Raw genomic sequence first — 10,584 nt, forward strand, 5'->3', positions numbered from 1 at the left:
TGCTCATCCCAGCGCTCTGATGACGGTATCCGCGCGCGTGACGACGGCGACGTTTTGCATGGCAAAGTTGATCGAGGCGCTGTGCCAGTCGGCATTCATGGTGGAGCAGCAGTCTTCCGGCACGATCATGAAATAGCCCTTGTCGGCGCCGGTGCGGGCGGTGTGCTCGACCGACATGTTGGTCCAGGCGCCGGTGTTGATGATCATGTCGCGCCCGGTCGCCTTGAGGATCGTCTCGAGCCGGGTGCCTTCCCAGGCGCTCATCCGCATCTTCTCGACCACGAAATCGCCGGGCCGCGGCTCGAGACCGGAGACCGCTGCCGCGCCCCAGCTGCCGCGCACCATCGCCTTGCTGTCGACGAGGCTCTCGAACAGCGGCGCGTTCAGCGTCACGCCGGGCGCGCCGGGCTCGACCACGAACCAGACATGGATGATGGCGACGCCGCGGGCCCGCGCCGCCTCGGCGAGGCGCCGGACATTCTCGACGACATGCTGCTGCTTGGCATGGCCGGGCGCGCCTGATTCAGCGAATGCGCCGCCGTCCATGATCACGTCGTTCTGAAGGTCCTGGATGATCATGGCGCAGCGCTGCGGATCGAGCCGCATCTCGCCGTCGGCGAGGATCGGGGCCGCGGCCGCGGGGCCGGCACTTGCAGGGCCGCCGCCGCGCTTGCCGCTCATATAGGGCTCGTGGCGCGGCCCGGCTTTGGTCGGTATCGCATAGACCGAATGTGTCGAGGTCAAATAGAGCGTACGGAAGTCCGGTCCACCCCATGTGAGGTTGGCGACGAGCTCGGGGACACGGATCTTGCCCAGCAGCTCGCCGCGCGGCGAGTAGACCCAGACGCCGCCGGGCGCGGTGACCCAGACATTGCCGTGCTGATCGCATTTCATGCCGTCGGGCACGCCAGCCTCGAGCTCGGAGCGAATGCCGCTCGCGAACACGCGCGCGTTCGACAGCGAGCCGTCGGCATTGACGTCAAAGACGCGGATCAGGGTCTGCACGGTGTCGTTGACATAGAGCAGCCTCTCGTCGGGCGAAAAGCACAGGCCGTTCGGCTGGTCGAACAGATTGCGATCCACCACCAGCTCAGGCGCGCCACCCGGCATGACGCGATAGACGCCCTGAAAGCCGAGCTGGCGCGGCCGTTCGACGCCATAGACCGGCATGCGGCCGTACCAGGGATCCGAGAAATAGATCGCGCCCGAGGAGTGCACGCAGACGTCGTTCGGACTGTTGAGCTCCTGTCCGGCGAAGTGCGAGGCCAGCACCTCGCGCCGCCCGTCCGGCCGCTCGCGGATCAGCGACGAGGTCGCATGCTCGCAGACGATCAGGTTGAGCTCGGCGTCATAGGTCATGCCGTTGCATTTGTTCGACGGGCGCTTGACCTCGGCGACGCCGCGCCGCGCGTCCCAGCGCCGGCGCACGTCGCCCGGCATATCCGAAAAGAGAAGGTAGTGATCGACCGGATGCCAGATCGGCCCTTCCGTGAAGTCAAAACCGGTTCCGACCTGCGCAACCGGCGCGTAGGGGTCGATCAGGGTCTCGAATTCGGAGCGCAAGGTGACGTGCGTCATGGGTCGATCCTTGAGGTCATCTCAGGCCGGAAACCAGTTGCGTGCGGGCAGGGACTGCACGATCGGTCCTGGGACCTGGTCGTGCAACCGACCGACAACATTGCCGCCTTCGATCCTGGCGGGGCGGTCGTGCACCGGCAGCAGATAGCGCGAGTTGCTGAGCAGCTTCTTGATCGCGGCCTTCTCCGCGCGCTTGCTGGTGCCGTGGTTGCCTGTCGTGCGCGGCTCCCAGTCGTGGATCTCGTTGAAGGGCGTCACGATCTGGTCGTTGAAGTCGTAGATCACGTCGCCGCAGATGGTGGCGATGCCGTCGGCGGTCTCGACGATGATGTTCATCGAGCCCTCGGTGTGGGCGCCGGCGGCGTCGCAATAGACGCCGGGCATCAGCTCGATCGGGCCGGTGATCTCCAGGTCGAGGAAGCGCAGCGCGCCCCTGGTGTGCAGGCGGTCGATCAGGTGCTTGATGTCGGGCGCCGGATATTGCGGGTGCATCAGCCCGGACACGGAATATTCGAGTTCCTTGCGGTTGAGGACCACGGTCGTGTTCATCGGGAACAGATCGTCCTTGCCGGCATGGTCGATGTGCAGATGGGTGTGGCAGACGAAGCGGACGTCGCCCATGCGGACGCCGTGGCGGGCGAGCTGGTTCTCGATCATGTTCTCGTGGTACTGCAGCCCGCGCATGCCCAGCGTTTCCATGATCTGGTTGGAGCGGTAGCCGGTGTCGACCACGACCGGATATTTGCCGCCGAGGATCAGAAAGCCGAGCGTGAGGACGCGGCGGGTGCGACCGCAGTCGCGGCCGAGAACCAGAAAGCTCGATTCCAGCTCGATATCGCCGTAGTCCAGGATCTTGATCTCCAGCGCCATTCGTTGCCCTCCCTGTCCCTGTTTCCTGTCTGTCAAAGCCGATAGACGCATGTTGCGGTACCTCTGAAGATCGCGTCCTGTTGCTCGGTGCTCCGTGGCGTGACCGCCGCGCGAAACGCGTCGACGAGCTCGCGATAGCTGGTCCACAATTTCTCGATCGGGAAATTGGAACCGAACAGGCAGCGCCCGGCGCCGAAGATCGCAACGGTGTCAGCGACCACGGCGGCGATATGCGCGGGGTCGTTGCGGCGAATGAAGGTGCCGAGCCCGGACAGCTTTGAGACCACGTTCGGACAGGCGGCGAGGCGCGCCATCCCGGCGCGCCAGGCCGCGCGGCCCGCGGGCGAGAGGTCTTCGAGCATGCCGGCATGTTGAAGGATGAAGGTCACCTCGGGGCAGGATTCGGCGAGTTGTGCCGCATCCGGCATCTGCGGCGTGAAGACCTGAAGATCAAAGCTCCAGCCGTAATCGGCGAGGTGCGCAATATTGCGGCGGACCATGGGATCGACGCAGAGGTCGGGCCGGGCCGCGAAGCGGTAGAGCGGGTTCTCGTGCCAGTGCAGCTGCATCCGTACGCCGCGCACCAGCGGATAGCGCTTCAGGCGGTCGAGCTGCGGGCGCACGTCGTCGACGGCGAAATCGGCGTAGGCGACGATGGCATGCGGCCAGCCGTGCTCGTCGGCCGTATTCTGGACCCAAGCCGCCTCGTCCTCGAAGCGATCATTGGCCCAGTTGGTCTGGATGTAGACCGAGCGGGTCACGCCGCTTCCCTTGAGGTCGTCGAGATATTCCCGGATCGGATAGTCGCGCCGGATCGGCTCGTAGGGTCCGAAGATGCGGGGTTGCATGGGGCCGATCAGCCAGGGCAGGTCGGCCTGCCGCCAGATATGATGATGCCCGTCGACAATCTCGGTCACGCAACTCTCCTTCGTCCCAGTGCCAGTACATGCGCGACGATCGACGCGCTCGATCCGCCATCGACGAGGTCATCGACATAGCGTGCGATCGCAATGAGGGCTTCGGTCTGCGGACGGAAGCCCGGTCCCGTCGCGAGCGGCGTCAGCCAGCTCACGCGCCAGGCCCGCCGCGACAGTTTTGCCACCGCGTCGCGCAGCGCGTCGGGCTCGCCGCGCTCCAGCCCGTCCGAGACGACGACCACGGCGGCCCCGCGCGCATAACCGCCGAAGCGGGGTACCGCGAGGAAGGCCTGCAGCGCGTCGCCGATGCGGGTGCCGCCGTCCCAGTCGCTGACGAGATGCGCGGCTGCATTCAGCGCCTGCTCGCGGCGCTTCAGCCGCAGCGCGCGGGTGACGCGGGTGAGCCGCGTGCCGAAGGTGAAGACCTCGACATTGGGCGCGGCCTGCACCAGCGCATGGGCGAGCTTCATGTTGTCTTCGGTGCGGCTCTTCATCGAGCCGGACACGTCGATCAGCAGCAGGAATTTGCGCGGGCGCGGGCGCCGCTTCATGTGACCGAGCCGCAAGATCTCGCCGTCGCTGCGGACGCTGTCGCGCAGGGTGCGGCGGAGGTCGGCAAAGGGACCGCGGCGGGCGCGGATGCGGCGGTGGCCACGCCGTCTCGGCAGGCGCCTTGGCGCTTCGCGCGCCAGGCGGCGGAGCGGGTCCGTGGTCAAGAATTGACCGAAGCGGCGCTCGACCAGCGCCTCGGTGCGCGTCGCCGTCAGGCCGGATTCGTTGGCATCGTCGGAGAGAAGCGGCTCCTCGTCGCCGCGGCCTTCCTCCTGGAGCCGGACGGTCTCGTCGTCCTCGCCGTCGTCGGCATGCTCGATTGCCTCGCTGCCTCGGAAGTGCAGATCGAACAGGCGGTCGAAGGTCGCGCGGCGCTCGGGCGGCGGCGCGAGGGTCGCCAGCGCCGCCTGCCTGATATCCCGTATGTCGCGCGGGCCGAGCAACTCGATCGCGGTGAGGAACGCGGTGGTTTGCTCCGGCGCGACGGCAAAGCCGTTGCCACGGAGCAGGGCTACGAAGGAGACGAAGACGCGCGCGGCGCGCGGAAGCTGCGGCTCGGTGCTCATGCGGTCGCCTCCGCGAGCATCGCGTCGAGCCGGGGGGAGATGAAGTGCAGATCCTCCTCGTCTTTCAGCGCCACGCCGATCGAGCGCTTGAAGGCGTCGGGCCAGCGCGCGCCGCCCTCATGCAACAGCGTTGCGGCCTCGGCCCAGTCGACGGCCTCGGCGATACCCGGCGCCTTGCCGAGCGGCTCGCGACGGAGCTTGCCGACGGCCGTGACGACGGCCCGCGCGGTCGCTTCGGCGACGCTGGAGGCCCGCAGCATCACGATCCGTGCTTCGCGCTCTTCGGTGGGATAGTCGATCCAGTGGTAGACGCAGCGGCGGCGCAAGGCCTCGTGCAGGTCGCGCGTCCGGTTCGACGTCAGCACGACGACGGGGCGCTCCGTGGCGCGCACCGTGCCGCGCTCGGGGATCGAGATCTGGAAGTCGGAGAGGAATTCGAGCAGGAAAGCCTCGAATTCCTGGTCGGCGCGGTCGATTTCGTCGATCAGCAGCACGGTCGAATCAGGCGCGCGCAGCGCAGCCAGCATCGGCCGCTCGATCAAGAACGTTTCGCCATAGATATCGATGCTGTCGTCGCCGGCCTGGCGGATCGCCAGCATCTGGCGCGGATAGTTCCACTCGTAGAGTGCCGCGGATGCGTCGATGCCCTCGTAGCATTGCAGGCGGATCAGGCGGCGGCCGAGCACGGCGGCGATGGCCTTCGCGGCTTCCGTCTTGCCGACACCGGGCGCGCCCTCGAGCAACAGCGGCTTGCCAAGCGCGAGCCCGAGATAGGCGGCGGTCGCCAGGCCCTCGTCGGCGAGGTAATAGGCCGCGCGCAGCGCCTTCTCCAGCGCCTCCGGGCTGTCGATGCCGACGATATTGCTGCGGACCGCCATGAACGAGAACCTCTAGTGCCGCGCCTGCGGCCGTGCGCCGCCCTGGGCCTTGATCGCGCGCAGCACCTTTTCCGGAGTGATCGGCAGGTCGTCGATGCGCACGCCGACCGCGTTGAAGATTGCATTGGCGACAGCGGGCAAGACCGGATTGGCGCACATCTCGCCGGGACCCTTGGCGCCGAAGGGACCGTCAGGGGCGGGACGCTCCAGCACGGCGATATCGTGCGGGCAGATGTCGCCGGGACCGGGCATCAGGTATTCGACGAAGTCGCGCGGGCCGTGAACCGGCTCCGGGTAATAGGGCTCCGGCGTCTCGTACAGCGCGTGGCTGACGCCCATCCAGGCGCCGCCTACGAGCTGCTGTTCGACCAGGCGCGGATTGAGCGCGCGGCCGAGCTCATAGGCCGAGTCCATCCGCACCATCGCGACCTCGCCGGTTTCGTCATCGACATCGACCTCGGCGACGAGGCAGGCATGGGCGTAGCAGGTCGCGGGCGACATCTCCCCGGTTTCGGGATCGACGCTGGAGAGCGGCACCAGAAAGATGCCGCGGCCGGAGATGGTCTTGCCCTGCTTGAACTGGGCGGCGATGGCGACGTCCTTGGTCGAGATCGAGCGGTGCGGGGCGCCCTTGACGTGGATGTTGCCGCGCCCGTCGGTCTCGAGATCGGCGGCGTTGACCTCGAGTTCCTCGGCCGCCGCCTCCATCATGACGCCGCGCGCCTCGCGGGCGGCCGCCATCACGGCGTTGCCGACGCGGTGGGTGCCGCGCGAGGCGAACGAGCCCATGCAGTGCGGTCCGGTGTCGGAGTCCGCGGTGTCGACATAGACGTCCTCGACCGGCACGCCGAGCGTCTCCGCGCAGATCTGCCGCGTCACTGATTTCATGCCCTGGCCGAGGTCGATGGACGACAGGGCCACGGTGAACTTGCCGCTCGGGTTGGAATGCACAAGCGCCTGGCTGGGATCGCCGCCGAGGTTCATGCCGATGGGATAGTTGATCGACGCGATGCCGCGTCCGCGATGCCGGGCCATCTAGCGCCTCCTGGTGCCGAAGACGGAGGAGAAACGGGTGGCGCCATGCGAGGGCGCGGCCGGCCGCGGCGAGGGCGGCGGTGGCGCCGGCGGTGGTGGTTCGCGCGGCGGCTCGCGGGTAACCGTGGGCGGAAGCCTGTCGTAGCTGGTGCGCTGCTGGGCGGGCGCAGTCGGCCGGCTGCGGGAATCCGTCGGCGTCGGTGGGATCACGGCGCGGCTGCCGCCGCCGTCCTTGCGCGACGACGCCCGCTTGAACTCCTCGCGGAGCGGCCATTTGGCCTTCTCGGCGGCGACCTGGACGCATTCGATCAGCGCGGTGTTCTTGGCCTCGCGCCGATGCGCCTTCATGTCGCCGTCGCGATAGGCGTTCAGGATCCGGAACTCCATCGGGTCCATGCCCACGAGATGGGCCAGCTTGTCCATCTGGCACTCGATGGCAAAGTCCATCGCGGTGACGCCGAAGCCGCGCATGGCGGTGGCGGGTGTCCGGTTGGTGAAGACGCAATAGACGTCGCCATAAACGTTGGGGATGGTGTAGGGGCCGGGCAAATGCGCGGCGCATTTCACCGCGGCGTAGCTCGACAGCCGCGTATAGGCGCCGCTGTCGAAATAGGCGCGGATCTTGCGCGCGACGATGCGGCCGTCGCGCATCACCCCGTCCTTGATATAGATGCGCTCGGCGCCGCGCGGCGGGCCATATTGCATCTCCTCCTCGCGCCCGAAAACATAGCGGACGGGGCGCCCGGTCAGCATCGCGCCGAGGATGGCGAGCGGCTCGGTCAGCGTGTCGACCTTGCCGCCAAAGCCGCCGCCGACGGTGCCGCCGATGAAGTGAAAGGTGTTCGACGGCACGTCCAAAATCTTGGCGCAGGTGTCGACCGAGAAGAACAGCGCCTGCGTCGAGGTGTAGACCACGTAGCGGCCATTGGTGTCGGGCGCCGCGATCGCGCCGTTGGTCTCGGTCGGCGCGTGCTCGATGGGCGACATCTGGTAGCGCTGCTCCAGCACGTGATCGGCGGTCGCCAGCGCCGCGTCGGCATCGCCGAAGCGCAGCTTCTGATGGTCATAGACCTCGTGATAGGTGAACGTGTTCTTCGGGTAGGTCTCGTTGACCACGGGCGCGCCGGGCTTCAGCGCCTCCTCGACGTCGAACACCGCCGGCAGCGGTTCGTAGTCGACCTTCACCTTTGCAATCGCCTCGAACGCTTCGCGCTCGCTGTCGGCGACGATGGCGACGATCGGCTCGCCCTTGTAGCGGACCTTGTCGACCGCCAGTGACGGTTCGTCGTCCTTGCCGAAATTGATCAGGCTGAGAAGCGTGTTGAGATTGACCGGAACGTCGACGCCGCGAATGATCCGGCGCACGCCGGCCGAGCGCTCGGCCTCCGTGGTGTCGATGCGGCGCAGCCTTGCATGGGCCTGCGTCGAGCGCACGACCTTCAGGTGCAGCATGCCCTGGAGCTTGTGATCATTGAAATAGCTCGACGTGCCCGTGACATGGCCGAGCATGTCCTGGCGCTGGGTGCCCTTGCCGATCTCCTTCAGATTGTCGTCGCGCTCGTCGGCGAAAATGTCCTTGCGCAGTTCCAGCATGGTCGCGTCCCCTAGGCGCTGACCCGGCCGCCGGCGGCGGCGAGGATGGCATTGATGATCGGCTCGTAGCCGGTACAGCGGCAGATGTTGCCGGAGATCGCCTCGATGACCTCGTCGCGGCTCGGCGAGGGATTGCGGTCGAGCAGCGCCTTCGCGGCCATCAGCATGCCCGGCGTGCAATAGCCGCACTGGGCGGCGAAATTGTCGGCGAAGGCGCGCTGGAGCGGGTGCAGGTTCGGGCCCTGTCTCATGCCGTCGAGCGTCTCGATGGAGCGACCGGCGACCGTCTCGGCCAGCGTCAGGCAGGAGAGATGCAACTCGCCGTCAATCAGCACGCTGCAGGTGCCGCAGCCGCCCTGGCCGCAACCGAATTTGGGCGTCATGTCGCCGATCAGCTCGCGCAGCGCGACCAGCAGATTGGTGCCGCCGTCGACGAAGATCGCGACGTCGCGGCCGTTGTGACGAAATTGAAGCGGGATTTTCGACATGGGGCTCTATTCCTGGCCGGACAGCAGACGGCGCAGATGGACGCCGACAATCTCGCGGCGATACCAGGCGCTGCCGAGCGCGTTGTCGGATGGCGAAGTTCCTTCGGTCGCCGCGGATGCGGCAGTCGCGATTGTCGTGGCATCCAGCGAGCGGCCCTCGAGCGCGCGCTCGGCGGCACGGGCGCGGATCTGGGTCGGCGCCATCGAGCCCAGGGCGATCCGCGCGCCCGCGATCCGGCCGCCGGAGATCGGCAGGTGCGCGGCCAGCGTGATGACCGAGCCGCCCTTCGGCTTGATGCGCGCGATCTTGCGATAGCGGAACGCCTCGGTGCTCGCCGGTCTGGTGCAGGAGATCGACAGCACCAATGTCCCGGCCTGCCGGTCGCGCGCCTGCAGAAACTCCTCGATCGGAATGTCGCGTGCGCCGAAGCCGCCCTGCACGGCGACGGTGGCATCGAGCGCCAGCAGCGCCACGGTGAAATCGCCATAGGGATTTTGCGCAAAGAGATTGCCGCCGACGGTGCCCATGTTGCGCACCGCGGGACCGCCGATCGAGCGGGCAGGAGCATGCAGGAAGCCGAGATCGCGCTCGGCGAGAACCCGCGCGAAGGTGACGCCGGCGCCCAGGGTCACGCGCGGGCCGGAGGCGTCGATCCGGGTCAATGCCTGGTCCTGGGCGCGCACCACGGTCGATATCGAGACGTCGCCCTCGTTCAGCGCCCGCATCACCAGCGTGCCACCGCCGAGATAGCGTGCGGTGCGGTCCGAGGACAGCGCACCGGCCGCCTCGCTGGCGCTTGCGAAAGTCTTGACTGTCACGGCCATGACTATGCGGCCTCCTTGAGATGGCGGCGGATCGCCTCGAATCCGGCCTGGTAAATGTCTTCCGCGACCATGTGGGTGATGCGATTCCGGTCTTCCGGCCTGGTCGTGAAGCGCGACTCCCAGTGCCAGAAGGTGCGGTCGCCATCGGTCACCGGCAGCAGGCGGACATGGGCGACGTAGTTGAACATCGGGATCGGGGTATCGAGCAGGCAATAGCTGAAGCTCTGTTCGAGGTCGGACAGCGCCAGCAGCTGTTCGCGCAGCTCGGAGCCGTCCTTGAGCCTGAACCGCCTGATGCAGCCGATTTTGTCCGGGGAGTGCGCGCGCTCGATCGAGGAGGTCGCGACCGCCGGGTGCCAGCGGTCGTGCCCGTTGAAATCGCGCAGCACCGACCACGCCGCATCGGTCGGCGCGTCCAGGATCGTGCTTTTGACGACATGCGGCACAGACATCAGCCTCCGAACACGCGCTTCAGCGCATCGAACCCGCCCTGGAACACGCCGCCGCCGATATTGCCGACGAGCTCGGTCTCCCGCTCCGGCGCGCAGTCGAACTCGGCGGTCCATTCCACAAAGGTCTGGTCGCCGTCGGTGACGGGCGTCAGCCGCAAGGTCGCGACGTAGTTCTCGACGCCCATCGGGGATTCCAGGATCGAATAGGTGCAGAACATGTCGTAGTCGGAGAGGCCCAAAAGCTTTTCGCGGATGCGGTCGCCATTGCGCAGGCGAAAATCCCTGACACAGCCGATCTTGTCCGAGGGCTCGCCGCCCTCGATGCGGCTTTCGGCGATCGCGGGATGCCAGTTCGGCAGGCCGTTGAAATCGCGCACCCGCGCCCAGACGCGGTCGTTACGCGCATTGACGACGGTGGAGACGTAGACGCGGGGCATGGGTCAGACCTCAGCTCTTCTTCCGCGGACCGCGCTCGGCCGGCGGCTCGCCGCCGCCCTCGGTCGCAGGTGGGGAGGCCGCCGGCTTGTCGCCGCCACTGCCGCCCTTGCGCGCGGAGTCCTTGATGCCCTGCATGTCGCGGGCCTCGCGGATCAGGCCCGGCATCTTTGCCAGGCTGCCGCCCTCGACGCCGATGTCCGACAGGATGGAGTCGATCAGCGGCGCCTGCACGCGGTAGCGCAGCGCCGAGTCGATCACCTCGTCGGTGGCGCTGCGGCCGCCATTGCCGCCGTGGCCGCTGCCGTTGAGGCCGTCGACCTGGAGGATGCGGATGCCCTCGATCTTCTCCATCGGCTTGACGCTCTCGCGCACGATGCCCTCGATGCGGTCGA

The 10,584-nt window shown here is 67.4% G+C and carries 12 protein-coding genes; all 12 read right to left on the bottom strand.

Going from position 1 to position 10,584, the window contains the following annotated elements:
• Positions 1-3 precede the first annotated feature (3 nt).
• Entirely contained in the window at positions 4-1,578 is a 1,575-nt protein-coding gene (locus tag V7E26_RS17730) for an isochorismatase family protein (RefSeq protein WP_324418340.1), read from the bottom strand.
• A gap of 21 nt (positions 1,579-1,599) precedes the next feature.
• Complete coding sequence (locus V7E26_RS17735) at positions 1,600-2,448, bottom strand: N-acyl homoserine lactonase family protein (RefSeq protein WP_324418342.1); 849 nt, start codon at positions 2,446-2,448, stop codon at positions 1,600-1,602.
• A 32-nt stretch (positions 2,449-2,480) separates the two neighbouring features.
• A complete protein-coding gene (locus V7E26_RS17740; protein ID WP_324418344.1) occupies positions 2,481-3,365 on the bottom strand; it encodes an amidohydrolase family protein in 885 nt (294 codons plus the stop codon).
• Positions 3,362-4,483 (bottom strand): vWA domain-containing protein, encoded by a 1,122-nt coding sequence (locus V7E26_RS17745; RefSeq protein WP_324418346.1) that lies wholly within the window; start codon positions 4,481-4,483, stop codon positions 3,362-3,364. Before V7E26_RS17745 ends, V7E26_RS17740 begins: the two co-directional genes overlap by 4 nt.
• On the bottom strand, positions 4,480-5,361 hold the full coding sequence (locus V7E26_RS17750; protein WP_324418348.1) for an AAA family ATPase: 882 nt from the start codon (positions 5,359-5,361) through the stop codon (positions 4,480-4,482). The genes V7E26_RS17745 and V7E26_RS17750 overlap by 4 nt, the downstream gene beginning before the upstream one ends.
• Positions 5,362-5,373: 12 nt before the next feature.
• On the bottom strand, positions 5,374-6,396 hold the full coding sequence (locus tag V7E26_RS17755; protein ID WP_324418350.1) for a xanthine dehydrogenase family protein molybdopterin-binding subunit: 1,023 nt from the start codon (positions 6,394-6,396) through the stop codon (positions 5,374-5,376).
• Positions 6,397-7,989, bottom strand: coding sequence for a xanthine dehydrogenase family protein molybdopterin-binding subunit (locus V7E26_RS17760; RefSeq protein ID WP_324418352.1), 1,593 nt, complete (start codon positions 7,987-7,989; stop codon positions 6,397-6,399). It abuts the gene before it with no gap.
• An 11-nt stretch (positions 7,990-8,000) separates the two neighbouring features.
• Positions 8,001-8,477, bottom strand: coding sequence for a (2Fe-2S)-binding protein (locus V7E26_RS17765; protein ID WP_128964415.1), 477 nt, complete (start codon positions 8,475-8,477; stop codon positions 8,001-8,003).
• A 6-nt stretch (positions 8,478-8,483) separates the two neighbouring features.
• Positions 8,484-9,302 carry an FAD binding domain-containing protein gene (locus V7E26_RS17770; protein WP_324418356.1) on the bottom strand — a complete coding sequence of 273 codons (819 nt, stop codon included), beginning with the start codon at positions 9,300-9,302 and terminating at the stop codon, positions 8,484-8,486.
• A 2-nt stretch (positions 9,303-9,304) separates the two neighbouring features.
• Positions 9,305-9,748 (bottom strand): SRPBCC family protein, encoded by a 444-nt coding sequence (locus V7E26_RS17775; protein ID WP_324418366.1) that lies wholly within the window; start codon positions 9,746-9,748, stop codon positions 9,305-9,307.
• A 5-nt stretch (positions 9,749-9,753) separates the two neighbouring features.
• Positions 9,754-10,191, bottom strand: a complete 438-nt coding sequence (locus V7E26_RS17780; RefSeq protein WP_015686997.1) for an SRPBCC family protein — start codon at positions 10,189-10,191, stop codon at positions 9,754-9,756.
• A 10-nt stretch (positions 10,192-10,201) separates the two neighbouring features.
• The coding region (locus tag V7E26_RS17785) for a flotillin domain-containing protein (RefSeq protein ID WP_324418364.1) at positions 10,202-10,584 on the bottom strand (383 nt) is incomplete at its 5' end.

This window comes from Bradyrhizobium sp., assembly GCF_036735945.1.
Lineage (GTDB): Bacteria > Pseudomonadota > Alphaproteobacteria > Rhizobiales > Xanthobacteraceae > Bradyrhizobium.

Coding starts and splice junctions, on each gene's coding strand:
- V7E26_RS17730 (WP_324418340.1), bottom strand. CDS start 1,578: ATGACGCACGTCACCTTGCGCTCCGAATTCGAGACCCTGATCGACCCC.
- V7E26_RS17735 (WP_324418342.1), bottom strand. CDS start 2,448: ATGGCGCTGGAGATCAAGATCCTGGACTACGGCGATATCGAGCTGGAA.
- V7E26_RS17745 (WP_324418346.1), bottom strand. CDS start 4,483: ATGAGCACCGAGCCGCAGCTTCCGCGCGCCGCGCGCGTCTTCGTCTCC.
- V7E26_RS17750 (WP_324418348.1), bottom strand. CDS start 5,361: ATGGCGGTCCGCAGCAATATCGTCGGCATCGACAGCCCGGAGGCGCTG.
- V7E26_RS17755 (WP_324418350.1), bottom strand. CDS start 6,396: ATGGCCCGGCATCGCGGACGCGGCATCGCGTCGATCAACTATCCCATC.
- V7E26_RS17760 (WP_324418352.1), bottom strand. CDS start 7,989: ATGCTGGAACTGCGCAAGGACATTTTCGCCGACGAGCGCGACGACAAT.
- V7E26_RS17765 (WP_128964415.1), bottom strand. CDS start 8,477: ATGTCGAAAATCCCGCTTCAATTTCGTCACAACGGCCGCGACGTCGCG.
- V7E26_RS17770 (WP_324418356.1), bottom strand. CDS start 9,302: ATGGCCGTGACAGTCAAGACTTTCGCAAGCGCCAGCGAGGCGGCCGGT.
- V7E26_RS17780 (WP_015686997.1), bottom strand. CDS start 10,191: ATGCCCCGCGTCTACGTCTCCACCGTCGTCAATGCGCGTAACGACCGC.